25 protein-coding genes are annotated in these 24,977 nt (G+C 62.4%); 11 read left to right on the forward strand and 14 right to left on the reverse strand.

Annotated features, from left to right (window positions below; all coding sequences use genetic code 11):
- Positions 1-16 precede the first annotated feature (16 nt).
- Positions 17-1,588: an ABC transporter substrate-binding protein gene (locus HKX24_RS12955; RefSeq protein ID WP_271693964.1), complete on the reverse strand. Its 1,572-nt coding sequence runs from the start codon at positions 1,586-1,588 to the stop codon at positions 17-19.
- A 188-nt stretch (positions 1,589-1,776) separates the two neighbouring features.
- Here HKX24_RS12955 and HKX24_RS12960 point away from each other — a divergent pair, with 188 nt between their 5' ends.
- The 8 genes from HKX24_RS12960 to HKX24_RS12995 all read left to right on the forward strand — a co-directional run bounded on the left by HKX24_RS12960 (position 1,777) and on the right by HKX24_RS12995 (position 9,126).
- On the forward strand, positions 1,777-2,745 hold the full coding sequence (locus tag HKX24_RS12960) for a GntR family transcriptional regulator (protein ID WP_271693963.1): 969 nt from the start codon (positions 1,777-1,779) through the stop codon (positions 2,743-2,745).
- Positions 2,742-3,443 (forward strand): creatininase family protein, encoded by a 702-nt coding sequence (locus HKX24_RS12965; RefSeq protein WP_271693961.1) that lies wholly within the window; start codon positions 2,742-2,744, stop codon positions 3,441-3,443. Before HKX24_RS12960 ends, HKX24_RS12965 begins: the two co-directional genes overlap by 4 nt.
- On the forward strand, positions 3,440-4,453 hold the full coding sequence (locus HKX24_RS12970) for a 2-dehydropantoate 2-reductase (protein WP_271693960.1): 1,014 nt from the start codon (positions 3,440-3,442) through the stop codon (positions 4,451-4,453). Before HKX24_RS12965 ends, HKX24_RS12970 begins: the two co-directional genes overlap by 4 nt.
- Positions 4,450-5,202, forward strand: coding sequence for an SDR family oxidoreductase (locus HKX24_RS12975; protein WP_271693957.1), 753 nt, complete (start codon positions 4,450-4,452; stop codon positions 5,200-5,202). Before HKX24_RS12970 ends, HKX24_RS12975 begins: the two co-directional genes overlap by 4 nt.
- Positions 5,199-6,098 (forward strand): polysaccharide deacetylase, encoded by a 900-nt coding sequence (locus tag HKX24_RS12980; RefSeq protein ID WP_271693956.1) that lies wholly within the window; start codon positions 5,199-5,201, stop codon positions 6,096-6,098. The genes HKX24_RS12975 and HKX24_RS12980 overlap by 4 nt, the downstream gene beginning before the upstream one ends.
- Positions 6,095-7,015 (forward strand): isoaspartyl peptidase/L-asparaginase, encoded by a 921-nt coding sequence (locus HKX24_RS12985; RefSeq protein ID WP_271693955.1) that lies wholly within the window; start codon positions 6,095-6,097, stop codon positions 7,013-7,015. Before HKX24_RS12980 ends, HKX24_RS12985 begins: the two co-directional genes overlap by 4 nt.
- Before the next feature lie 141 nt (positions 7,016-7,156).
- Positions 7,157-7,735 carry a TRAP transporter small permease subunit gene (locus HKX24_RS12990; RefSeq protein WP_271693953.1) on the forward strand — a complete coding sequence of 193 codons (579 nt, stop codon included), beginning with the start codon at positions 7,157-7,159 and terminating at the stop codon, positions 7,733-7,735.
- Entirely contained in the window at positions 7,735-9,126 is a 1,392-nt protein-coding gene (locus HKX24_RS12995) for a TRAP transporter large permease subunit (RefSeq protein ID WP_209219229.1), read from the forward strand. Before HKX24_RS12990 ends, HKX24_RS12995 begins: the two co-directional genes overlap by 1 nt.
- Before the next feature lie 284 nt (positions 9,127-9,410).
- Here HKX24_RS12995 and HKX24_RS13000 read toward each other — a convergent pair whose 3' ends face one another.
- A complete protein-coding gene (locus tag HKX24_RS13000) occupies positions 9,411-10,505 on the reverse strand; it encodes a TRAP transporter substrate-binding protein (protein WP_271690295.1) in 1,095 nt (364 codons plus the stop codon).
- Positions 10,506-10,747: 242 nt separating this feature from the next.
- On the opposite strand from HKX24_RS13000, the gene HKX24_RS13005 reads away from it, so the two are divergent.
- Genes HKX24_RS13005 through dctP form a run of 3 tightly spaced genes read left to right on the forward strand, consistent with a single transcriptional unit; the run spans position 10,748 to position 13,668 of the window.
- Positions 10,748-11,248, forward strand: coding sequence for a TRAP transporter small permease subunit (locus HKX24_RS13005; RefSeq protein ID WP_271694055.1), 501 nt, complete (start codon positions 10,748-10,750; stop codon positions 11,246-11,248).
- Entirely contained in the window at positions 11,238-12,560 is a 1,323-nt protein-coding gene (locus tag HKX24_RS13010; RefSeq protein ID WP_271693952.1) for a TRAP transporter large permease subunit, read from the forward strand. Before HKX24_RS13005 ends, HKX24_RS13010 begins: the two co-directional genes overlap by 11 nt.
- A gap of 19 nt (positions 12,561-12,579) precedes the next feature.
- On the forward strand, positions 12,580-13,668 hold the full coding sequence (gene dctP / locus HKX24_RS13015) for a TRAP transporter substrate-binding protein DctP (protein ID WP_067266589.1): 1,089 nt from the start codon (positions 12,580-12,582) through the stop codon (positions 13,666-13,668).
- A gap of 250 nt (positions 13,669-13,918) precedes the next feature.
- Here the strand turns inward: dctP and HKX24_RS13020 are convergent, their stop codons facing one another.
- The 12 genes from HKX24_RS13020 to HKX24_RS13075 all read right to left on the reverse strand — a co-directional run bounded on the left by HKX24_RS13020 (position 13,919) and on the right by HKX24_RS13075 (position 24,877).
- Positions 13,919-14,653 carry an amino acid ABC transporter ATP-binding protein gene (locus HKX24_RS13020; protein WP_271693951.1) on the reverse strand — a complete coding sequence of 245 codons (735 nt, stop codon included), beginning with the start codon at positions 14,651-14,653 and terminating at the stop codon, positions 13,919-13,921.
- Positions 14,650-15,324 carry an amino acid ABC transporter permease gene (locus HKX24_RS13025; protein ID WP_271693950.1) on the reverse strand — a complete coding sequence of 225 codons (675 nt, stop codon included), beginning with the start codon at positions 15,322-15,324 and terminating at the stop codon, positions 14,650-14,652. Before HKX24_RS13025 ends, HKX24_RS13020 begins: the two co-directional genes overlap by 4 nt.
- A gap of 3 nt (positions 15,325-15,327) precedes the next feature.
- A complete protein-coding gene (locus HKX24_RS13030) occupies positions 15,328-16,086 on the reverse strand; it encodes an amino acid ABC transporter substrate-binding protein (protein ID WP_271693949.1) in 759 nt (252 codons plus the stop codon).
- A gap of 244 nt (positions 16,087-16,330) precedes the next feature.
- Positions 16,331-17,686 (reverse strand): sigma-54 dependent transcriptional regulator, encoded by a 1,356-nt coding sequence (locus HKX24_RS13035; protein WP_271693948.1) that lies wholly within the window; start codon positions 17,684-17,686, stop codon positions 16,331-16,333.
- Positions 17,687-17,703: 17 nt separating this feature from the next.
- Positions 17,704-17,829: a hypothetical protein gene (locus HKX24_RS13040; RefSeq protein ID WP_259950196.1), complete on the reverse strand. Its 126-nt coding sequence runs from the start codon at positions 17,827-17,829 to the stop codon at positions 17,704-17,706.
- 34 nt (positions 17,830-17,863) lie between these two features.
- Positions 17,864-19,063, reverse strand: coding sequence for a formate dehydrogenase subunit gamma (locus HKX24_RS13045; protein ID WP_276154053.1), 1,200 nt, complete (start codon positions 19,061-19,063; stop codon positions 17,864-17,866).
- 67 nt (positions 19,064-19,130) lie between these two features.
- Positions 19,131-19,724, reverse strand: a complete 594-nt coding sequence (fdh3B, locus tag HKX24_RS13050; protein WP_067266580.1) for a formate dehydrogenase FDH3 subunit beta — start codon at positions 19,722-19,724, stop codon at positions 19,131-19,133.
- Positions 19,725-19,736: 12 nt separating this feature from the next.
- Positions 19,737-22,724 carry a formate dehydrogenase subunit alpha gene (locus HKX24_RS13055; protein ID WP_271693946.1) on the reverse strand — a complete coding sequence of 996 codons (2,988 nt, stop codon included), beginning with the start codon at positions 22,722-22,724 and terminating at the stop codon, positions 19,737-19,739.
- Positions 22,725-22,825: 101 nt separating this feature from the next.
- Positions 22,826-23,038 carry a twin-arginine translocation pathway signal protein gene (locus HKX24_RS13060; RefSeq protein WP_067266573.1) on the reverse strand — a complete coding sequence of 71 codons (213 nt, stop codon included), beginning with the start codon at positions 23,036-23,038 and terminating at the stop codon, positions 22,826-22,828.
- Between the two features lie 65 nt (positions 23,039-23,103).
- A complete protein-coding gene (locus HKX24_RS13065) occupies positions 23,104-23,712 on the reverse strand; it encodes a molecular chaperone TorD family protein (RefSeq protein ID WP_271693945.1) in 609 nt (202 codons plus the stop codon).
- On the reverse strand, positions 23,709-24,341 hold the full coding sequence (locus HKX24_RS13070; protein WP_271693944.1) for a DUF3306 domain-containing protein: 633 nt from the start codon (positions 24,339-24,341) through the stop codon (positions 23,709-23,711). The genes HKX24_RS13065 and HKX24_RS13070 overlap by 4 nt, the downstream gene beginning before the upstream one ends.
- Positions 24,338-24,877 carry a DUF3305 domain-containing protein gene (locus tag HKX24_RS13075; protein ID WP_271694054.1) on the reverse strand — a complete coding sequence of 180 codons (540 nt, stop codon included), beginning with the start codon at positions 24,875-24,877 and terminating at the stop codon, positions 24,338-24,340. The genes HKX24_RS13070 and HKX24_RS13075 overlap by 4 nt, the downstream gene beginning before the upstream one ends.
- Positions 24,878-24,977 lie beyond the last annotated feature (100 nt).

Here is a 24,977-nt window from a genome sequence, read left to right on the forward strand (position 1 = left end):
GGGATGTTATCGCAGCTTATTCGACCGGGGTGATCGCATAGGCGCGGGTTTCCTGATCGACGCGGGGCGTCATGTTCAGCGTCCCGGCATCGGCGGCCCAGACAGTCTGCAGGATCACCGTCGGGATCAGCGCGCGGTCTTCCATCGCGATGAAGGAGGCCTCTTCATAGAGCTTCTTGCGCGCTTCCGGGTCGAGGGTCTGGGCGCCTTCGCCGAAGACCTTGTCGAACTCGGGGTTGGAATAGCCCGCGCGGTTGAAGTTGCCGAAGCCCTTCTCGGGGTCCTTGGTGTGCACCAGCGCGCCGTAGGTATAGGCGGCCTCGCCGGTGAGCGTGCCCCATGCGGACATGGTCATGGTGTATTCCTCACGCGCGGCGGCGGGGAAGAAGACCGTGCCGTTAAGCGCCTGTGCGTTCACCTTCAGACCCAGACGCGACCACATCTGCGCCAGCGCCTCGCAGACCACGGCATCGCCGGGCACGCGGTTGTTGGTGCAGGTGAAATCGATCTCAAAACCCTCGGGGTAGCCGGCCTCGGCCAGCAGCTCCTTGGCTTTCTCGATGTCATATTCGCGCTCGCCCAGTTCCGGGCTGTAGCCAAAGAAACCTTCGGGCATCAGCTGATTGGCGGGCGTGCCCAGACCTTCGAGCACCACGTTCACGAGCACGTCGCGGTTGATCGCCAGGTCCAGCGCCTTGCGCACGCGCAGATCCTGCAGCGGATTGCCCTCGACCTCTTCGCCGTTGACCTTGATCGGCTGCGGCTCTTCGTCCTTCACCGACGGCGCGATGTTCAGGATATAGACCGAGTCAGAGACGAATGTTTCGATGTCGCCATCGTTCTTCATCGCGAGGTAGTCGGAGGCGGGAACGTAGTTGATTAGGTCAACCTCCCCCGAACGCAGGGCCGCAACGCGCGAAGTGTCCTCGGGGATCTCGCGGCGGGTGACAGTCTCCCACGCGGCCTGACCGCCCCAGTAGTCATCGAAACGCTCGAGCACCAGATCGCCTTTCGGCTGCCAGGACACGAAGGTGTAGGGGCCAGTGCCGATTGCCTTCTCGCCCGAGTTGAACTCCTCGTTGCCCGCTTCCATGCCGGTCTCAGAGGGCACGACGAAGAGACGGGTGAAGTCGTTCGGCAGCGAAGGCGCCATGCCCTTGGTCTTCACGCGCAGGGTGTAGTCGTCGACCACTTCGACGCTGTCGACATATTTTGTGTAAAGGGTCATCGGCATTGGGCCGGTCACCTGCGGGATACGCTCGATCGAGAATTTCGCGTCCTCGGCGGTGAAGTCGGTGCCATCATGGAACTTCACGCCCTCGCGCATCTTGAATTCCCATGTGGTGTCGTCGATCGGCTCCCAGCTGACGGCGAGGCCGGGCTTGAGCTGCAGCTTCTCGTCAACGTCCACCAGCGTGTCGAAGACGTGACGCAGGGCTTCGGCCTGCGAGCCCAAGGTCGACCAATGCGGGTCAATCGAATCCGGGCCGGCGCGCAGGCCGATCACCAGATCGGCGGCCATCGCTGCTGGCGCGGCAGCGATCAGCGCCAATGCGGCGACGGCGGATTTCAGGGTAAGCTTCTTCATTGGTCAAAAACCTCCATGTGTTATATCTTGCAGTTACACTAGACAGCTATAATTGTGACGGTCAACACAAATATGTAACATTGCAACCTTCGCATGCCGTATAAGCCCAATATATAAGCTTGTCGCGCCACGGCTTTTGAGGCAGTGTTACAGACATGAGTGACAAACAGGCAAAATTTGAACGGGCAATGGATCGAATCGTACAGGCGATGGATCGCAGCTCGTCCGTATCTCTTTCCGTTCAGCTCCGCGGAGCGCTGGAATTCGGGATCGCGTCGGGCGAGTTGCCTTCCGACGCGCGCCTGCCCTCGGTCCGCGCTTTGGCCGCGCGGATGAAGATTTCCCCGGTCACGGTCAGCAATGTCTACGCCGCGCTGCAATCCTCGGGGTTGGTCGAGGGGCGCGTCGGCTCGGGTACATTCGTCAGCGGCGGTGGTAGCCGCGCCCACGACGGGCGCTTTCGTCAGCTTGATCAACAGATCGCTGAACTGTTGAGCCTCGCGAAATCCTGTGGCGTCAGCGCGTCGGAACTGGCTGTGCGCATTTCCATGGCCAGCAGCGCCAGCCCGCGCCCGCTGCGCATTCTGATGGTCGGCAATTTCATCGACGCGACCCGCGCTTATGCCGATGAACTGCGCCAGCATCTGCCCGAGGGCGATGAGATCGACGCCGCCGTTCTGGATGAGATCGCACCCAATCCGCCCAAGGACATCGACCTGATTATCGCGCCCAAAACCCTGCTGTCCAAAACGCGAGAAATCTTGCCGAATGTCGAAGTGCTGGGCCTGACACTCATCCCCAATGAAGCGACCCGCGTGGCGCTGGCCTCGATCCCGCCCGACGCCAAGACGCTCGCTTACTCCTATTTTCCCGGCTTCGTTACGATCATGAAAGCGGGCATCCTGCGGTTTGCCCCCCATGTCACGCAGTTGACCATGAAGGTTCGTGACGAGAATGGCCTGTCATCGGCCATGCGCGAGGCAGATGTGGTCATCTATGCCACCGGTGCCGACTACCTTCGTGGCGCGTTGCGCCCCGAGCAGACCGCTTTTGAATACCGTCACACCCCGGACGTGCACGCCATCCGTTCAGAAATCCTGCCCGCCATTGAGACATGCCGGGCCTCTCTCAAATCCGCAAAGGCCGCCGAAGAATGAAGATATCCGAAAGCAATTGGTTCGAGATCGAAGAATACCTCAAGACCGACGACCGCTGCGTCCTCCCCTTGGGCAGCACCGAGCAGCACGCCTACCTCAGCCTCTCGGTCGATTCGATCCTGTCGGAGAAGGTCGCCGCCGATGCCGCCGAACCTCTGGGCGTTCCGGTGTTTCCGGCCGTGGCCTATGGTCTGACGCCCTATTTCATGGGCTTCCCCGGCTCGGTCTCGCTGAAGCTTTCGACCTATGCAGCACTCCTGCGCGACATTCTCGACAGTCTCTACGCCACCGGATTCCGCCGCGTGCTGATCGTCAACGGCCATGGCGGCAACAGCCCCGTGCAGCCCGTCACGATGGAGTGGATGGAGGCCAACGAAGGCGCCCGCTGTCGCTTCCATGACTGGTGGCGCGCGCCCGAAACGTGGAACTGCGTGCAGGAGATCGACCCCGTCGCCTCTCACGCGTCCTGGATGGAGAACTTCCCCTGGACCCGCCTGCCCGGTCGTGAGCTTCCGGACGAGCAGAAACCCTTCGTCGATTTCGACCGCCTGCGGGACCGCAACGCCGCCGGCGTGCGCGCGCTCATCGGGGACGGCAACTACGGCGGCGTCTACCAGAAACCCGACGCCGACACCGCCCGCCTGTGGGAGATCGCCGTGCGCGAGACCCGCGCGCAGCTCGAGGGGGACTGGGCATGAGCGAGACCCCGATCCTGATCTGGGGCGCCGGTGCCATCGGCGGCATCCTCGGCGCCTATTTCGCCCGCGCGGGTCATGCCGTGCATATGGTCGATGTCGTGGAAGAGCATGTCGAAGCAATGCGCAGCAGCGGGCTGCGCATTGAAGGCCCCGTCGAAGCATTTACCCAAATCCTCCCGGCCAGCACGCCGGACGAACTGACTGGCCAATACGACCGCATTTTCCTCTGCGTGAAGGCGCACCATACCGCCGCCGCTTTGGAGATGCTTGCCCCCCATCTCGCGCCGGGCGGCTATGTCGTCTCGGCCCAGAACGGGCTCAACGAAAAGGTCATCGCCGCGCGCATCGGGGCCGAGAACACGGTCGGCTGTTTCGTCAACTACGGCGCCGACTGGTTGGAGCCGGGCCGCATCCTTTTCGGCAACCGCGCCGCCGTAGCTGTGGGGGAACTCGACGGGCGCATGAGCGACCGCGTGGCTGAGGTGCATCGCCTCTTGCAACTGGTCGAACCCGAAGCCGTCGCCACCGACAACATCTGGGGCTACCTCTGGGGTAAGATGGGCTACGGTGCGCTGCTCTTTTGTACTGCCCTCACCCCCGACAGCATGTCCGACGCCATGGCGCGCGACGAGCACCGCGCCGCCTACCGCGCGCTTGGCCACGAGGTGATGACACTGGCCGCGCATGAGGGCGTGTCCCCCCTCGGGTTCAACGGGTTCGACCCGGAAGCCTTCCGCGAGAACGACACCGCCGCCATCGACGCCGCGATGGAGAAGATGATCGCCCACAACCGCAAGACCGCCAAGACCCATTCGGGCATCTGGCGCGACCTCGCGGTGCGCAAGCGTAAGACCGAAGTCGACGCACAGATCGGTGTCATGGTCGAGTTGGGCCGGGAGGCAGGCATCGCGGTGCCGACACTGGCGCGCATGGTCGAGCTTATCCACGACATCGAGGACGGCAAGCGCGAACAATCCGCCGACCTCGTCGACCTGTTGGTGGCGGCATGAAGATCGATTTGACCGGCAAGGTCTTTGCCGTGACCGGCGCAGCACAGGGCATCGGCGCCGCGATCCTGTCCGAACTGCGCGCCGCCGGGGCCACCGTGGCCGCGATGGACATCGACGCCGCGGGCCTCGCCCCGCTGGAGGCCGAGGGCGTGACGCTGCATAGCGGCGATCTGGGCAACCGCGAAACAACCCTCGCGCTCTGCGCCGAGATCGTCGAACGGCACGGACGGATCGACGGGCTGGTGACCTCCGCCGGCGGCGTGCGCGGTCAGGTCGGACGCCCGCTGGAGGAGATCGGCGAGGCCGACTGGCAGGCGATCTTTCAAGCCAATGTCGATGCCGCCATGTGGTGTGCGCAAGGTTTCGCGCCCGCGATGAAGAGCGCGGGATCGGGCCGGATCGTCACCATCTCCTCCGGCGCGGGGCTGAAGCCCAGCCTTACCGGCATCCAAGCCTATGCGGCGGCGAAACACGCGCTTGTGGGTCTCACCAAGCAGCTGGCGCTGGAGCTTGGGCCGCAGGGCATCACCGTGAATTCCGTGGCCCCCGGCTTCGTCCTGTCGAACCCCTCGACAGAAAAGCAATGGGACGCCTTCGGCCCCGAGCGGCAGAAGCAGATCATCGGCGGCATCCACATGCGCCGCTTGGGCCGCGCGCAGGACATCGCGGATGCGGTCACCTTCCTCTGCTCCGACCGCGCCGGTTGGATCACGGGGCAAATCCTTTCCGTCGACGGAGGCCACGCATGAGCGAGCCGCATGAATGGGACGAGCCGCATTGGCGCGGGCTGGTCGAACAGGTCCGCGCCGGCCAAAACCTGCTGCCCAAATGCTGGCCGGGCGGTGCGCGCTGTGCCGTGGCGCTGAGTTTCGACAGCGATCACGAAACCAACGAGCTGCGCGACGGCGGCACAAGCATTGCCCGTCTCGGCTGGGGCGAATACGGCGCACGGCGCGGCATTCCGCGCATCCGCAAGGTACTGGATCGGCATGGGGTAAAGGCAAGCTTCTTCGTGCCCGCCGTCTCAGCCCTCCTGCACCCCGAAGAGCAGCGCAGCCTTGCCGAGGAGGGCCACGAGATCGGCCTTCACGGCTGGATCCACGAGCGCAATACGCAGGTCCCGCCGGAGGCTGAACGCGATCTGATGCTGCGCGCCTCGGACACGCTGGAGAAGATCACCGGCACCCGCCCCGTCGGCATGCGCACGCCGTCCTGGGACTACAGTGCCCACACGCTCTCGATCGCCCGCGAGATGGGGCTTCTCTACGACAGCTCCCTGTTCTCTGACGACGACCCCTATGAGATCGTGGAGAAAGGCGAAGCGACCGGGATCGTGGAACTGCCGGTGGAGTGGATTCGCGACGACGCCGTCTATTTCATGATGAACCGTTTCGGCGCGCAGCGGCCCTATACGCCGCCCGCGGACGTGCTCGACATTTTCCGGCGCGAGTTCGACGGCGCTTATGACGAGGGCGGGCTCTTCCTCTTGACCATGCACCCGCATGTGACAGGCTACCGCTCGCGCATCTTCATCCTCGACGAGCTGATCGACCACATCAAATCCCGCGGCGATTGCTGGATCGCCACCCATGCCGAGATCGCCGCCTATTGCGCCAAACAGGCCGGATTGAAAGGACACACATGACCTATTCCCTTGCCATTCACGGTGGTGCCGGAACCATCCTCAAGGAAAGCATGACGCCCGAGAAGGAGGCCGCCTATCACGACGCCCTCGCCCGTGCGCTGGAAGCCGGCGAAGCGCTGCTGCGCGACGGCGGCAGCGCGATGGACGCGGTGGTGGCCGCGGTCTCAGCGCTGGAGGACGAGCCGCTGTTCAACGCAGGGCGCGGCGCGGTCTATACTTCCGAAGGAGTGCAGGAGATGGACGCCGCCGTGATGGACGGCGCCGACCGGCGCGCGGGCTCGGTCGCCGGTGTTTTCGGGCCGAAGAACCCGGTGAAACTGGCGCGCGCCGTCATGGAACGGACCGAGCATGTCACCCTCATCGGCCCCAACGCGCTGGAGATCGCGCGGCAGGCGGGGCTCGAGTTCGCCGACCGTGACTATTTCTTCACCCAGTCACGCTGGGATGCCTTGCAGGAGACGCTCGAGATGCGCGCCCGGGGCGAGGTCTCCGACGATCCGGCGCGGCGGCATGGCACCGTGGGGGCCGTGGCGCGCGACGCGGCGGGCAACATTGCCGCCGCCACCTCAACGGGGGGCATGACCGCCAAGGCCCCGGGCCGGGTTGGCGACACGCCGATGATCGGCGCGGGCACCTTTGCCGACAACGCGACCTGCGCGGTCTCGGCCACCGGCCATGGCGAGATTTTCATCCGCTGGAACGCCGCCGGGGAGATCGCCGCGCGGATGCGCCACGCGGGCGAGGATCTGGCCACCGCCGCCGAACATGTGGTGATGCAGGATCTGGCACCCAACGACGGCTCAGGCGGGATCATCGCCGTGGATGCGGCGGGCAATATCGCCATGCCGTTTAACTCGCAGGGCATGTACCGCGGCATGGTCCGCAAGGGCAGCGCGCCCGAGACCAGTATCTATTGAGCGGCGCGGCCCTTCGGTTGCCTTCCTGCCACGGGAAGGCGACAAATGCCGCCGGGAAGAGCCGCCCGCCATCTAAATCTTGACATTTTGTCCCCTCCCTTTGATTGACGGTCAAACGAACTTGACGGGAGAGGGGACAAGGTGCGTTTTTTAGCAGCAATTGCCAGGGTGATCTGCGCGGTGAACTTGGTCATCGGCAATCTCTTCTCATGGCTCGCACTCGGCATCGTGTTGGTCTGTTTCACCGTGGTCGTGCAGCGCTATGTCTTCGCGATCAGCTTCGTTTGGATGCAAGACCTTTATATCTGGCTCAACGGCGCGATGTTCACGGCCGTGGCCGGTTTTGCGCTGCTGCGCGATGACCATGTGCGCGTCGACATCTTCTACCGCCCCGCCACCATGGCCCGCCGCGCGCTGATTGACCTGATCGGTGTCATTGTCTTTCTGCTGCCCTTCTGCTGGATCGTCTACAGCTATTCGATCCCCTTCGTGATCCGCGCTTGGGGCTATCAGGAAGGGTCGGCCAATGTGGGCGGCATGCCGGGGCTTTATATTCTCAAAGCCTTCATCATCGGCTTCGCATTTCTACTCGCAATTCAAGGGATTGCATGGATCATCCGCTCCATCCTCGTGCTCAGCGGCAATGCTGAGCTGGTGCCCAAATCCATGCAATACAGCCGGGACCAAATCCCCGCAGACCATCCGCAGGGAGCCGTTTGATGGATCCGATTTTCATTGGCGAGATGCTCGCCGCGCTCATGTTTTTTGGCGTGATCGGCTTTTTGCTGCTCGGCTTTCCGGTGGCCTTCACCCTTGCCGGCGTGTCGCTGCTGTTTGGCGCCGTGGGCATGGGCTTCGGCGTTTTCGATCCCTCCAACTTCGGCTCGCTCCCGAACCGCTACATTGGCTTTATGACCAACGAAGTCTTGGTCGCCGTGCCGCTCTTTATCTTCATGGGGGTGATGCTGGAACGCAGCCAGATCGCCGAGCAGCTTTTGCTCACCATGGGCAAGCTTTTCGGAAATATGCGCGGCGGTCTGGGGATTTCGGTGGTGCTCGTGGGCGCGATGCTCGCGGCATCCACGGGCGTCGTGGGGGCCACGGTTGTCACCATGGGCCTGATCTCTCTGCCCGCCATGCTGCGGGCGGGCTATGACCCCAAGCTTGCAACCGGGGTGATCTGCGCCAGCGGCACCTTGGGTCAGATCATTCCACCCTCCACCGTGTTGATCTTCATGGGCGACATGCTTTCGGGCATTAACTCTCAGGTGCAGATGGCCAAGGGCAACTTTGCCCCCACGCCCGTCTCGGTCGGGGATCTTTTCGCCGGGGCGCTGCTGCCGGGGATTTTGCTGGTCTCGCTTTATCTCAGCTACGTTCTCTTCAAGGCCGCGACCGCGCCCGCCTCCTGCCCCGCGACGCCGGTTCCGGCGGATGAGAAAAGCCAACTGGTGCGGGATTTCTTTGTCGCCCTGATGCCGCCCCTCTTGCTGATCCTCGCCGTGCTGGGGTCGATCCTCGGCGGCATCGCGACCCCGACCGAGGCCGCCTCTGTCGGTGCCGTGGGGGCGATGGTGCTTGCGGCCATGCGCTGGCGGCTGTCCTTCCGCATCTTGCGGGAGACGATGATCGCGACGGCCACGATCACCAGCATGGTCTTTGTCATTCTGTTAGGGGCTTCGGTCTTTTCCATCGTGTTCCGCATGATGGGGGGCGACAATCTGGTGCATGAGTTCCTCAGCAACCTGCCCGGCGGCCCCTTGGCGGCGGTGGCGGTGGTGATGATCATCATGTTCTTCTTAGGCTTCATCCTCGATACCTTTGAGATCATCTTTATCGTGATCCCGATCACCGCGCCGGTGCTGTTGATGCTGGACATCGATCCGATCTGGCTGGGTGTCTTGGTCGGGGTGAACTTGCAGACATCCTTCCTGACGCCGCCCTTCGGCTTTGCGCTGTTCTATCTGCGCGGGGTGGCCCCGGCGGATCTGCCGACGAGCGCGATTTACAAAGGGATCCTGCCCTTCGTGATGTTGCAGGTGGTGGCGATTGCGATCCTCTTTGCCTTCCCGCAGATCGTGACTTGGTTGCCTAAGGTGATCGCAGGGTGAGATAGCCCCCCTCGACGTTCAAAGGCCCGGCAGCAATGCCGGGCCTTTTTGGTTGAGCGGTAAGGGCTTCACCCTCCCTGGTGGGCGATCGAACCTGTGAAAGGGGCTGCGCCGGTGCCCATCTCGCGAACCGATCCGGCGCGGGCTACGTCGCAAAATCGCCCTCCGGGGGGAGGGAGGGCGATGCCCGGTGTGCCACCGGGCGGGACAGATTTCTTGGGGTTCGCCCATGAAAAAGGCCCGGCGTTTCCACCGGGCCTTTCCAATCACATTCAGCGCGAAGCTCAGTACTTCAGGAACTTCTGACGCGCCTGCACATAGGGGCTGTCGATGTTCTCGGTCCGGGTACGGACGAGGTTCAGTGCTTCGACAAAGCTCTCGGCGGTCTTCTTGACCAACGGGTCGTCGCTGTTGCGCAGTTCTTCGACCACTTCGACCGAGGCCTTGGCGCCGGCTTCCATGATGTCGTCGGGGAAGTTGCGCACGGTCACGCCATGCTCTTCCTGCAGGGTCTTCAGCGCGCGCGGATCGTTCGCGTAGAAGTCCGCGGCGACTTGGTCGTACTCCGCTTGGCTGACGTCACGGATGATCGCCTGCAGGTTCTCGGGCAGTTCCTGATACTTCTTCTTGTCGACGACAAGCTCGGTCGCCAGACCCGATTCCACGAAGGACGGCATGTAGTAGTTCTTGGCCACCTGATGGAAGCCGAGCGCCAGATCGTTGTAGGGGCCGACGAATTCCGCAGCGTCGAGCGTGCCCGACTGGAGCGCTTGGAAGATCTCGCCCGCGGCCATGTTGGTCACGGTCGCGCCCAGTTTCTCCCACACGCGGCCACCAAGGCCCGGGGTCCGGAAGCGCACGCCTTTGACGTCGTCGAGGCTCTTCAGCTCATCGCGGAACCAGCCGCCGGTCTGCGTGCCGGTGTTGCCCGACAGGAAGCCCTGAACGCCGAACTGGTCATAGATCTCGTCCCAGATTTCCTGACCGCCCATGTAGCGCATCCATGCCGTCAGTTCCGGCGTGGTCATGCCGTAGGGAACGCCAGTGAAGAAGGACAGCGCGGGCGATTTGTTCTGCCAGTAGTAGGCGGCGCCATGGCTCATCTCAGCGGTGCCGTCGATCACGGCGTCCAGCGACTGCAACGGCGGCACCATCTCGCCGGCGGAGAAGACCTGAATGGTCAGCTCGCCACCCGAGGCAGCGGTGATCCGATCGGCCAGACGCTGCGCGCCGACACCCAGACCGGGGAAGTTCTTGGGCCATGTGGTAACCATGCGCCATGTGATGTTGCCCTGCGCAATAGCGGGCGCTGCAAGTGTCGTGGCGGCGGCACCTGCCCCCATCACACCTGCTTTGCGGATAAATGAACGACGATCCATGTTTTTCCTCCCAAACGGATATTTGCTTAGCCTCCCCCGACGTCGACGCGGAGGGCCATGCGCAGCAGATAATCGTCGCTTTTCGAAAATGTCCATGGCTTAGGCAAATTGAAATCTCACCTTCTGGACAATCCCGCCCCAAGCCGCATACGTAGTGCTACTTAAAGCAGCATTATTAATGGTCTTTTGCCTTGTTTTCGGCAGAAAGGCCAATAATGTGCGAGCTGCCAGGGAGGGCTCAGATCTTGATAAAATTCATCGACCAGATGAACGAATTCGTCGGGCGCATCGTGTCGGTCGTCGCCGTCATTTTCGCCGCAATCATCATCTATGACGTCTTCATGCGCTATGCGCTGAATGACCCGACCCGCTGGGCCTTTGACGTCACGAAACAACTTTATGGCTTCTATTTCGTGATGCTGGGCGGCTATGCGCTGCGCCATCAGGCCCATGTGCGGGTCGATCTGATCACCGAAACCCTTGGCCCCAACCTGCGCCGTTGGGTCGAAGCGGCGGGCTATGTGATCTTTTTCTTCCCCTTCGCCTGGATCTTCACCACCCGCTCTTATGAATTCGCCATGCGCTCCTATACCCAAGGTGAGACGACATATGGCTCGGTCCAGCTGCCGGTCTATCCGCTGAAAATGGCCATGGCCCTCGCTGCCGGTCTTTTGCTGCTGCAAGGCGTGGCGGAATTTTTGAAACTCGTACTTAACCGTCAGGAACTGCCCCGTGACGCCTGAACTCATTGCACTCACCATGTTCGGCCTGCTTTTGCTGGGCCTTTTCATGGGCCACCCGCTGGCCTTCGTTCTGGGTGGCACGGCCGTATTGGGCGCTGTCATCGCCGGCAAACCGATGGTGCTGGGCATCGTCATCAACCGCATTTTCGGCGACGTGCTGGACAACTTCACGCTGATCGCGATTCCGCTCTTTATCTTGATGGCACGGTTCCTGTCCGATTCGGGCGTGACGGATAAGATGTTCGAATCACTGCGGCTTTTGATGTCGAACATTCGCGGCGGTCTGGCGCTCGCGGTGGTTTTCATCTCGATCCTGCTCGCCGCGACCACGGGTATCATCGGCGCCTCGATCACCGTGATGGGCGTGATGGCCCTGCGCCCGATGCTGCAATATGGCTATAGCCCGACCCTGACCACCGGGGTCATCGCGGCATCAGGCTGTTTGGGCATTCTGATCCCGCCGTCGATCATGTTGATCCTCATGGCCTCTTATTCCCCCCTCTCGGTGGGAGAGCTTTTCGCAGGCGCCATGGTGCCGGGCGTGGTGCTGGGGCTGCTCTATGCGGTCTGGGTTTTCGTCGTCGCCGTGGTCCGGCCCGACATGGCCCCCGCCGTCGAGCCGGATGAGAAAATCTCGAAACCCGCCCTTGTGCGTATGCTGCTGATCGAAGCCGTGCCGCCGCTCGTGCTGATCCTCGGCATTCTGGGCTCCCTGCTCGCGGGCATCGCCACGGCGACCGAAGCCTCCGCCATCGGTGCGGCGCTGGCACTGGTGATCGTTATCATGCGCGGCAAGTTCAGCTGGGCCTCCTTCTACGGCGCGATGTTGGAGACCGGGCGCACCTCAGCAATGATCCTGTTTATCGTCGTTGGCGCCACCGCCTTTACGGGCGTGTTCAACATCACCGGGGGTCTGCGCGCCACGCAGGAGATCATCCGCAACCTCGACATGGCGCCTTGGCTCTTGCTTGCGATGATGATGTTCATCGTCTTCATCCTCGGGGCCTTCCTCGACTGGACTGGCATCGTGCTGCTGTCCTTCCCGATCTTCCTGCCGATCGTGCAGGAGATGGACGTAAGCCTGCTGTGGTTCGTCGTCCTGATGTCGGTGGTTCTGCAAACGTCCTTTTTGACCCCGCCCTTTGGATATGCGCTCTTCTACCTGCGCGCCATTGCCCCGCGTGAGGTCAAGACGTCGCATATCATCGTCGGCGTGCTGCCTTTCATCGGTCTGATCCTGATGATGTGCGTGGCCATCGCCCTGTTCCCGCAGCTTGTCACCTGGCTGCCGGAAACGCTCTATACAAAATAATCAACGGAGGAGAGAGATTATGAAATTGAAATCAACCCTTGCCGGACTGGCACTCTGCGCGGGCGTTGCCACGCAGGCCGCGGCCCAAGACAGCTGGACCATGACCACCACATGGCCCACTTCGCTGGAACTGATCGAGATCGACAAGCATTTCGTCGATCTGGCCAACAAGCTGACCGGCGACGACCTGACCATCGAATTCTTCGAAGGCGGCTCCCTCGTGCCCGCGGGCGAAGTGTTTGGCGCGGTTGAATCCAACACCGTGCAGGCTGGCGCCGACTGGCCCGGTTACTGGGCGGGCCGCAACTCTGCCTTCTCGCCGCTGGCGACCACGGCGAGCCTGTTCAACGCGGTCGACTACGTCAACTGGATCGAGCAATGGGGCGGCAAAGAGCTTTATAACGAGATCTACGGCAAGTTCGGCATGGTCTATCTGCCCTACGGCGTGACCAACAACGAATCCGGCTTCCGGACCAACGAGCAGATCGTCACGCTGGAAGACCTCAAGGGCAAGCGTCTGCGTCTGTCGGGTCTGGAGCAGGGCCGTCTGTTGGAAAAACTGGGCGGGTCGCAGGTCTCGATGGCCGGTGGCGAAATCTATCAGTCGCTTGAGCGCGGCGTGATCGATGGCGCGGAGTTCTCGACCCCGAACGTCGACTTCTCGGGCGGTTTCCAGCAGGTCACCAAATACTGGGCGACACCGGGCTGGCACCAGTCTGCTTCGATCTTCGGTGTGATGATCAACAAAGGCGCATGGGATGCTCTGTCGGACGAGACCCGCGAAGCGCTTGAGATTGCGGCGCAGGCCAACCTCGTTTGGTCGCTGTCCTTCACCGAGAAGCGTGCGACCGAAGCTTACCAGCAGTTCCTCGACGCGGGCATCGAAATCAACCGTTATGATGACGAGACACTGACCAAGGTTCAGGAGATGGCGAACGAGACCATCGAGGAGACCGCCTGCGAGAACCCCGATTCCGCTAAGGTTTACCTGAGCCAGCTGGAGTATCTGAACGACTACGCCAAATGGCGTGACGCGTCGGCGCCGTTCAACCTGGGCCGCACGCCGAATGGACCGGACATCGAGAAAATCCGCGCCTGCGCGGAGTGATTTGAGCCGTCAGGTTTAAACGGAAAGGCCCACCAAATGGCGGGCCTTTTTGCGTTTGGGGAAGAAGATCGAGGGCCATCGCCTGCCCGCGGGTCGGCGATCTGACAGATGTTCGGTCGCACTTCATGGTTCAACTATGATGTGCCTTCCCGAGGTTGCACCCAGCCTCACCAAATCGCCTACCCGGGGGGGCGGGCAGGCGATGGCCCGGCGCCTGCGGCTTGTCCCGGGCCCGGGTGGCAAAATCACCCTACCCCTCGACCCGTTTCAAAAACTTCTGCAACCGCGCATCCTTCGGCGCGCCAAAAATCTCCGACGGCGCACCGCTCTCAACAATCTTCCCGCCGTCCATAAAGATCACCCGATCTGCGATCTCACGAGCGAATTGCATTTCATGGGTCACGATCAGCATGGTCTGCTTCCGCTCTGCCACCGCGCGCATCAGGTCGAGCACCTCCCCCACCCATTCCGGGTCAAGCGCCGAGGTCGGCTCGTCGAACAACATCAGTTCCGCCCCGAGCGCCATGGCGCGACCGATGCCAACACGCTGTTGCTGCCCGCCAGACAACGCCGCCGGGAAACTGTCAGCCTTATCGGCCAAGCCGGTCTCAGCCAGAACCGAGAGCGCGCGTTCTTCGGCCTCGGCCTTGGGCCGTTTCTGCACCGTCACGAGCGCTTCCATGATGTTCTCTTTCGCCGTCTTATTGGCGAAAAGCGCGTAGTTCTGGAACACCATCGCCGTCCGGCGGCGCAGCGCTAAAATATCCGCCTTGCGCGCCTTGGCGGCATCGACACTCACATCGCCGATGCGAATGACCCCCTCTTGCGGCACGTCGAGGAAATTGAGGCAGCGCAGCAGGGTCGACTTGCCAGTGCCCGAGGGGCCGATCACGACCACCCGCTCGCCCTCGGCAATCTGCAAATCAATGCCGTTCAGAACCGGCGCGCCGCCGAAATCTTTGGTCAGGCCAGTGATATCAATCATCGCGCGAACGCCTTATTCAGATAGGTTTCAAGCCGCTTTTGCACTTGGCTCAGCGCTTCGACGATGACCCAATAAATCATGGCGACGACGAGATAGGCCTCGAAATAAAGGAAACTTCCGGCGGCTTCTTTCTGCGCGGCGCCCATCATCTCGGTCACGCCGAGGGTAAAGGCGAGCGACGTGCCTTTGATCATGTCGATGAAGTAATTCACCAACGTCGGCGCGGCAATCCGGGCCGCCTGTGGCAGGATGATCCGCCACATCATCTGACCTTGGGTCATGCCGATGGACTGGGCCGCCTCCCATTGGCTGCGGTCCACCCCCATGATCGCGGCGCGGATGCTTTCGGCCATATAGGCTGCGAAATGCAGGGTCAGCCCCATGATGGCAGCAGTCACACCGCTAATATTGGTCAGGAACGACAGCACCTGCGGCAGACCGAAGTAGAAGAGAAACAGTTGCACCAGTAGCGGCGTGCCGCGGAAGAAGCTGATGAAAACGATCACGAGCCAGTCGAGCACGGGCACTTTCACAACCCGTTCGACCGCCAAAAGCGAGGCGAGGATGAGTGCGAACACCATCCCCGCCACCGCCATGAACAAGGTCAGCGGTACGTAGCCCAATATGACGGGCACCAGCCCCAGCATGTAGTCAAGGTCTAGCGCCCGCATGGGTTACTCCGCTTTGGTGATGTCTGTGCCGAACCACTTGTCCGAGATTTCGGCCAGTGTACCGTCTTCGCGCAGGGATTCCAGCGCAGTGTCGACACGGTCACGCAGCGCGCGGCCTTCCTCATTGTCTTGGAACGGCAGGGCGTTGCGGATCTCGGAGAAGGGCTTGCCCGCCAGTTGCAGCGGCAGGGGGCTTTCCTGAATGAGCTGCGCCGAGGAAACCCGGTCCATCACAAAGGCATCCACCCGGCCAAGCGCGGTATCTTGGGCAATGTTGGACTCATAGGTCTTGATCTCGATCTCATCCGCGAAGGCGAGTTCGTTCAAAAGCTGCTCGAAGTTCGACCCAAGGTTCACCGCAACGGTTTTGCCGCGCAGGTCTTCGACGCCGCCGATCTCTTCGTTGCCCTCTTTGGTCACGACCTGCGCACCGTCAAAGACATAAGGCGCGGTAAAGGCGAACTTTTCCCGACGCTCGGGCGTGATGGTGATTTGGTTGGCAATCGTGTCGATCCGGCCTGCGTCCAGCGCGCCGATCAGGCCGGAGAACGCCATAGTCTCGAACTCGACCTCAAAACCTGCCTCTTCGCCAACGGCGTTCATGACATCGACCTCAAACCCCTGAAGCACATCCTGCTTCACAAAGGTGAAGGGGAAATAGCCGCCCGACATGCCGACGCGGAGCGTGTCATTGTCTTGGGCAAAGGCTGCGGTGCCGGTGACCGCGGCGAGCGCGGTGGCGGTAACGATCTGTTTCAGCATTGAATTTACTCCTTTAACGCTTGCGCTTCAGATGTCACCGGGGGCCGCCCGCTTCAACACCATCGCTGAAACAGGAACGTTTGGCGGGTAGGATCGGTTCAGATGGAATAACGGGTCTAGGGAAACGCCTGCGGCAGGATAATCTTCTTAGATCAATACCCAGAACAGACTGATATTCCACGAAACCGACGCAGATTCCCCACACGTGGAACGGATATGCGCGTTTCGCATAGCTTTATCAGGGTCAAAGCGCCTCGATATCCAACCCTTCGGCGGCCCAAGCGGCGAGCTTGCGGTCGACGGTTTTGCGCGACACGCCCAAGCGGCGCGCGGCCTCGGCCCGGTTGCCGTTCGACAGATCAAGGATGTGCAGCATATGGCGCTGCGTGACCAGTTCGAGGTCTTCGATCGCCCGCGGCCCATCGACCGCGCCATGGCCCGCAAAGGCTTCGGGCAGGCTGCCAAGGATCACCGAGCGTTCGATCAGATTGCGCAATTCGCGCACATTCCCCGGCCAGTCGTAACGGCGCAGTTTCAGCAAAGTCTCCGCGTCCAAGCGCAGCGCGGGCATGCCGAGCGCGGTCGAAAACTGCTGCATGAACATCGCCGCCAGTTCGACGATATCCTCGGACCGGTCCTTGAGCGGCGGCATCGCGACCTCGACCACATTCATGCGGTGATAGAGGTCGGCGCGGAAACGCCCCTCTTCCACCGCCTTGGGCAGGTCGGCGTTGGTGGCGAACAGGAACCGCAGGTTCAGCGGAATCTCCCGCTCTGCCCCGTCGGGCCGGATGCGCTGGTCTTCCAACACCCGCAAAAGCGCCGCCTGTAGCTGCTCCGGCATCTGCGCCACTTCGTCAAGAAACAACGTGCCGCCGTCGGCCAAAAGGAACAGCCCCGGTTGCAGGGTCTCATTTCCCTCCACCGCGCCAAAGAGTTCGGGCGCGATCCGGTCCGGCGTGATGGCGGCGCAATTCACCGCGACGAAGGGATTATCGGCGCGGTCGGACATCTGGTGCAACTGCCGCGCGGCCAACTCCTTGCCCGTGCCGCTGGGACCGGTGAACAGCACCGGCGTCGGCACCGGGGCAAGACGGTTGAGCATGCCGCGGACCTTCGACAGCGCCTCGGACTTGCCGAGCATCTGCACCGCCGCGCCACCCTGCAACTCGCGCCTGAGCAGGGTGTTGTCGCGGCGCAGGTTCTTGCGGTCCAATGTGCGTGACACCGCGCCGAGGATTTGGTTCGCCCGGAAAGGTTTCAGCACGAAATCACTGACGCCTGCCCGCAGCGCGGCAATGGCAGTTTCAAGATCTGCATAGGCGGTGATCAGGACCGTGTCGGCGTAGAACCCCTTGCGGCGCTGTTCGACGACCCATTCCAGACCGGTCTTGCCGGGCATGACATTGTCCAGCACGACCACATCGAAATGCGCCTCGTCCAAGAGCTTGGTGGCCTCCGCAGGAGAAGCCGCTTGGGCCACGCGTTTGACGCGCGGCTCCAATATCTTGGTGAGGAAATGGCGCATCCCCGGTTCGTCGTCGATCACAAGGATCGACGCGCCTTCGAGCGTGCCGCCGTATTCATCGCCTGCCGCCATGATATGCCTCTTTGGTGTCAGTCCAGCCGGACGTTTTCACCTGAATAGACCTCGGCGGAGGAAAAGCCTATCTCATGCAGCCCGAAATAGGCCACGACGCCGATCACCGCGACGCCCAGAAACCCTGCCAACATGGCTTTCATCGCGCGACTCCTTTGATTTGAACGCCGCCGCCCGTCATTCTGCGGGGGTCCGTTTGTCTTGTTTGACCTCATCGAGCCAGAGCGAATGGTGCTGTTCGGCCCAACGCTCATCGACCTCGCCATTGCCCATGGCGTCAAAAGCGCCTTCCATGCCGAGCGTCCCGATGTAGATATGGCCCAAGATCACCGCCATCATCAGAAAGCCAATGATCGCGTGCCACAGCTGGGCATATTGCATTTCGGCGTGCGGCGTCAGATCGCCCTGAAGCGGACCAAAGCCTGCGGCCTCGGCCATGCCGATGTCATTGATGATGTTGAACGTATGCCCGAAAAGCTGGATCTCGAAGGGAAAGAGCAGCGACAGCCCCGAGAGCGAGACCGAGAAGCCCAGCAGGATCACGGCCCAGAAGACGATCTTTTGGCCGAAGTTGAACTTCTTGGCGGGCGGGTGTTTGTCACCGATGAAACCGCCGCCCTGTTTGATCCAGACCCAATCGGTCTTGTTCGGGATATTGTGCCAAATCCACATGACGAAGACCATGACGAGCGCAATCATGAAGGCCCATGAGACGTTGTTGTGGATGAACTTCGACCCGGTCAACAGGGTCGAGTTGAACTCATGCCCCAGCAAAGGGATGACGACCTTGCGGCCAAAGAGCGTGGCCAAGCCCGTCAGCGCGAGCAGGATGAACGAGCCCGCCAGCATCCAATGCGCGAAACGCTCAATGGCTTTGAAGCGGGTGACGGTGCGCCCGACCTTGCCGCCCTCGATGCGGATCCGGCCCCGCAAAAGGTAAAAGAGCAGCAGAACGGCCAGCGTCCCGGCGAGCAGCCAAGCGCCATAGGTCGCAAGTGGGCCTTCGCGGAATTGCTGCCACCACATCCCGTTGTCTTGAACAAGGACGCGGCCCGTCTTGTTCATCGTGCTCACGCGCACGGGCAATTCGTTATAGCGGATGCCGCGCCAGAGGTCGGGGTCGGAGCGTCCGCCGAGCGGGCCAAGGCTTGGCACCGTGGCCGCATCGCCGCCCAGATTGTTGCGCCGGAACCCATCGTCGATCTCTGCGCCGTTCTGACGCCGTTCGATATCGGCCAAGTTCTGCGCGCCGCCGGTGCTAGCGCGGTCGATGGCCGAGGGGGTCGCGTTCTCAGGCAGGCGCACGTCCTGCGCCGTGACGCTGACCGGCAGCGCGGCCAAGGCGAGAATGAAAAGAGCCATCAGGTGGCGCAGCATGGGAAATCCCCCGGCTAGACAGATATGGAGAAAAGGGACGGCCCGATCAGGCCGCCCCCGAAAGCCGTTACTGGCCCTTTTGCTCGTAAGCCGTGCCCCAGCCCCAAGCGCCGGAGCCGAAGCCGCGTGCGACCACGCGCTCGCGGTAGATGTCGGAGACCATGTCCCCGTCACCGGCCAGCAGCGCCTTGGTCGAGCACATTTCGGCGCAGATCGGCAGCTTGCCTTCCGCGATCCGGTTGCGACCGTACTTCTGGAACTCAGCCTGAGAGTGGTTCTCTTCGGGGCCACCGGCGCAGAAGGTACATTTGTCCATCTTGCCGCGCGACCCGAAGTTGCCAGCCTGCGGGTACTGCGGCGCGCCGAAGGGGCAGGCGTAGAAGCAGTAGCCGCAGCCGATGCAGAGGTCTTTGGAGTGCAGCACGATGCCGTCGTCGGTCTGGTAGAAACAATCCACCGGGCAGACCGCCATGCAGGGCGCGTCTGAGCAGTGCATGCAGGCGACCGAAATCGAGCGTTCGCCCGGCTGGCCGTCCTGAATGGTCACCACGCGGCGGCGATTGATGCCCCAAGGCACCTCGTGTTCGTTCTTACAAGCCGTGACGCAGGCGTTGCATTCGATGCAGCGCTCGGCATCGCAGAGAAACTTCGCTCTTGCCATTCTCTTGTCTCCTTACGCTGGCATGATCTTGCAGAGAGTCGCTTTGGTCTCCTGCATTTGCGTGACTGAATCGTAGCCGTAGGTCTGCACGGTGTTGGTGCTTTCGCCCAGCACGATCGGGTCGGCCCCGTCGGGGTATTTGTCGCGCAGGCTGACGCCGCCCATGTGCCCGCCGAAGTGGAAGGGCATGAAGGCCACGCCCTCGCCCACCCGTTCGGTGACCAAGGCCATCACCTTGATCTTGCCGCCCTCCGGGCCTTCGACCCAGACATCGGACCCGTCGCGCACGCCGAGGTTGTTGGCGTCACGGGTGTTGATCTCGATGAACATGTTCTGTTGCAGCTCGGCCAGCCATGGGTTCGACCGGGTCTCATCCCCGCCGCCCTCATATTCGACCAGACGGCCAGAGGTGAGGATGATCGGGAATTCCTGCGAGAAGTCGTTCTTTTGGATCGACGCATAGAGCGTCGGCACCCGCCAGAAGGTCTTGTCGTCATAGGTCGGATAATCCGCCACCAGATCGCGCCGGTTCGAGTAGAGCGGCTCGCGGTGTTTCGGCACCGGATCGGGGAAGGTCCAGACCACGCAGCGGGCCTTGGCGTTGCCGAAGGGGGCGCAGCCATGCGCGATCGCCACCCGCTGGATGCCGCCCGACAGGTCGGTCTTCCAGTTGATGCCGCCGACTTGGGCCACATAATCGGAATCGATCTCACCCTGTTGCGAGGTTTCACCGACCTCCGCCTGCCCGTCATCGGCGTTTTGCGGCGCTTCATAACCGGCGACGGCTTCGATGATGCGACGCTCATCCGCTGTCAGATCACTGTCCCAACCCAAGTCAATCAGCATCTGCATGGTGAACTCGGGATAGCCGTCCTTGATCTCGGACCCTTTGGAATAGACGCCCTCGGCCAGCAGGTTTTCACCATCACGCTCCACGCCGAAACGCGCGCGGAAGGTCAGGCCACCATCGGCCACCGGCAGCGACATGTCGTAGAGGTTCGCGGTGCCCGGGTGCTTCATCTCGGGCGTGCCCCAGCAGGGCCATGGCATGCCGTAGTAATCGCCATCCGCCGGGCCACCAACGGCACGCAGGGTGGTTTTGTCGAAAGTATGCTGGTTCTGCATGTGCATCTTCATCCGCTCTGGCGACTGCCCGGTGTAGCCGATGGTCCACATGCCTTTGTTGAACTCGCGCGTCAGGTCTTCGATGAGCGGCTCTTCACCATTCACCTCGATGTTGCGGAACATGCGATCTTCAAAGCCGAACTTCTTGGCGAACTTATAGAGGATCGTGTGGTCGGGCAGGCTTTCGAACAGTGGCTCCACGACCTTTTCGCGCCACTGGAGCGAGCGGTTGGATGCGGTGACCGAGCCAGAGGTTTCAAACTGCGTACAGGCCGGCAGAAGATAGGTGTCTTCGGTGCGGTCATGCAGAACGGCGGAAACGGTGGGGTATGGGTCGACCACAACCAAGAGGTCGAGTTTCTCCATCGCCGTTTTCATCTCGCCCTGACGGGTTTGCGAGTTCGGCGCGTGGCCCCAGAGCACCATCGCTTTGGTGTTGTCGGGCTGTTCGAGGTTCTCACGATCCTCAAGCACGCCGTCGATCCAACGCGACACCGGGATGCCGGTGAGGTTGATCATGCGCTGCTCTTCGCCTGCGCCATCGGTCCAAGCGGCGAAACGGCTCTGGATCCACTCTAGATCCTCGCCCCAAACGCGCGCCCAATGCGCCCAAGAGCCATCGGACAGACCGTAGTAGCCCGGCAGCGTGTCGGCCAGAACGCCAAGGTCGGTGGCACCCTGCACGTTGTCGTGGCCGCGGAAGATGTTGGTGCCACCGCCCGCGGTGCCCATGTTGCCAAGGGCCAGCTGCAGAATGCAGTAGGCACGGGTGTTGTTGTTGCCATTGGTGTGCTGCGTGCCGCCCATGCACCAGATCACGGTGCCGGGACGGTGGTTGGCCAGCGTGCGCGCGACGCGCTCAAGCTGGGAGCCGGGCACGCCGGTGACGCGCTCGACCTCGTCGGGCGTCCAGTTGGCGACTTCCTTGCGGATCTCATCCATGCCCCAGACACGGGTACGGATGAATTCCTCATCCTCCCAACCGTTCTCGAAGATGTGGTAGAGAAGGCCCCAAACCAGTGCCACGTCCGAACCGGGGCGCATCCGCACATACTCATCCGCGTGGGCTGCGGTGCGGGTGAAGCGCGGGTCGCAGACGATGAGCGGCGCGTTGTTTTCTTCCTTCGCCTTCAGCACGTGCTGAAGCGAGACCGGGTGCGCCTCGGCTGGGTTGCCGCCGATGATGAAGATCGCACGCGACTTGTGGATGTCGTTGTAGCTGTTGGTCATGGCGCCGTAGCCCCATGTGTTCGCCACGCCCGCCACGGTGGTGGAGTGGCAGATCCGTGCCTGATGGTCGACGTTGTTGGTGCCCCAGTAGGCCGCGAACTTGCGGAACAGATAGGCCTGTTCGTTGGAGTGTTTCGCCGAGCCCAGCCAGTAAACCGAATCCGGGCCAGAGGTGTCACGGATCGACAGCATCTTGTCGCCGATCTCGTTGATCGCCTGATCCCAAGAGATCCGCTGCCATTCGCCGCCGACCTTTTTCATCGGGTACTTCAGGCGGCGCTCGCCATGGGCGTGCTCACGGACCGAGGCGCCCTTGGCGCAGTGTGCACCGAGGTTGAAGGGGCTGTCCCAACCGGGTTCCTGACCCAGCCAAACACCGTCCGACACTTCGGCGATGACGGTGCAACCGACCGAGCAATGGGTGCAGACGGATTTCTTGACTTCCATCTTGCCGCTGACGGCGGCGGTGGCGGCGCTGGCCTGTTGCACGCTGCCCGCGGTGCCCGCGATTGCGGCAAGTCCACCGATGGCAAGGCCCGAGCCGCGCAGGAACGCGCGCCGGTCAATACCGCTGCGCGCCACATCGGACAAGATGCCTGTCCGCTGCGCAGACCGGGCGACCCCATTGGTCTTTTTCCTCAACATATCTTCACTCCCTATGCGCGGGCTGGCCCCGCCTGAGGTGGCTATTGAACGGCGGGCGTTGTCGCCCTGCCAATTTTCGGGGCCGCGCCCCGGTTATCTGGTCAGAACCGCGCAGCGGCGTAATAGGCCCGCGTGTGTTCGGTGTCTTGGATACGGTCCGAAGACAGGTCGGGCGCCTTGGCCGCTTCGGCCTCGGTCCCGGTGGTGGCCACGGCGACGGCGGCCAAAGGCGCGGCGCTGCCCGCGAATTTCAGGAAGTCGCGCCGATCCTTGCGAACGGCTGTGTCGGTGGATCCCTCTGGCTTGCGTGTCATCTTCTCTCTCCTGTTACGTCTCTTGTTCAGGGGCGCGCGGCCCCGCCTGTCTCATCCCGCTTGGTCTAGTCGTCTTTGCTCAGCCGGAAGGCTTCGGCCTCGATCTGCATGAAGGCGCGGCCGATCTTGCCCACCGGGGCGTAGAAGACCGAGTTTTTCGCGCCTTCGAGGTCGGCAAAGAAATGCCCGGCCCAAGGCGCGATATGCCGGTTAAAGAATGTCTTTTGCTGCGCCACCGTGGCGGGGGCCGAGAAACGGCCTGCGATCATCGCGCCCATCATCTCCATCAATGAGGCGATGTTGTCTTCGGGCTCGAACACATTCGCTGCACGCTCCAACCCGCGCGCGACCATGTCCTGGCGCAGTGCCGCCAGCGGCTTTTCGTTAAGAAAGCCGGTGAGGTAGAAGCTGGCATAGGGCAACAGTTCGCCCCGCCCCAAACCGATAAAGAGCCGGTTGAACTCGCTCTCGGCCCCCGCGGGTTTGGTCTTGGTGGCCAGTTTGGAGAGCGCTTTAAACCCCTGCCCCAATTCGCTGTCATCGCCCGACAGGGCGGCACATTGATCCAGCAGGATCTGATCCGGCGGGCCGGAAAGGATCAGCCCCATGAAGTTGTAGAGGTCCGCGCGCAGGCGGTCTTCTTCGGGCAGGGGCGTCGCGGCCAATTGGGTCATGCGCTGCTACCTTCCATGTCCTGTGCCAGATCGCTGGCGAAGTGAAACCGCATGCGGCGGTGGGTTGGCGCAGGCTGCGCCTCGGCGTCTTCTTCGGGGGTCACCGTCTGCGCCTCGTAAGGTGCGTCTTGAGCCAGAGCCGTTTCGGTCCGGCGTGGGCCCGGCACGACGACATCATGGGTCGGTGCCAGCGCGGGCGCTTCTGCCTCAGCCACCTCTTCCGGCGCGTCGCCCTCGGCGGTCAGCACCTCTTCGACCTTCGCGACCATGCCCCGGCCCACTTTGTAGATCGTATTGACCGGCTTTCCAGCGGTGGCTGCCGCTGAGTAATCGTCGTCATAGTCGTTCAACCCGTCGAGGCAGGCGAGCACCGGATTGGTTTTCCAAAAACTGCGCAGCGCACGGGTCTTGAGCCGTTGCGGCAGTTGCGCCTTGAGAAAGGCACGTAGCTGTTCGCCGCTCACCAGATCCTCAGGCGCGGGCAGGTCGAACTCGGCCAAGAGATCATCATCGCTGCGCTCAGCCAGCGCGGCCTCTTCGGCGGCAGCGGCGCGGGCTTCGTGAAGCCGCGCTTCGGCCTCCGCCTCGGCGGCGACGGCGGCGCGGCGCTTTTGCCAGAAACCGCTCATGCCAGACGCTTTCGCTTTAACGCGGGCGAGGCGTAGATGTCAGCGGGCTTTTCGATGCGCGGGTCGCCGATACCGTCTTGCTTGCGATCGGTGCGCAGACGATCCCGGCGGCGTTTGACGAAGGCTTCCTCTTGATGGAACTCTTCGACGAATGCCTGCACCCATGCGATCAACCCCGGCGTCATCGCGACCTTTTCCACGACCTCTTCGGCGCTGTCGCAATAGTCCTGCGCCTCATAGGGCGATGCGGTCACAAGGGCGAGTTTGAAGGGTCGGTCCGTCGCGCCGGGGATGGGGCGCATGACGACATAAACACACGGCACATCCGCGCCCAGCCCGTGCACATAGGCTTCGGTCTCGGCGCCGTGGAGCTCCAGCTTGAGGGTCGCGGCGTGGTATTCGACAGTCTCACCCTCGCGGCGCAGCTCACGCCAATCCGCTTTTTCAGCACCGGGCAGCACGGCGGTCGCTTTCCAGCTCCACTTGGCCCAACGGGTCACACCCGGCGCGCGCCGCAGCACAATGCCCAAGGGCATCGTCCGATACATTGTCGGGTTGTGAATCAAGTCGCTCCTCCGTTTCGAAGACCTTCGCCGGAAAGCCCGGTCCGGGGGAAGCGCTAATCCGCGCCGAGGC

This window comes from Sulfitobacter sp. M85, from assembly GCF_029285915.1.
Taxonomy (GTDB): Bacteria; Pseudomonadota; Alphaproteobacteria; order Rhodobacterales; family Rhodobacteraceae; genus Sulfitobacter; species Sulfitobacter faviae.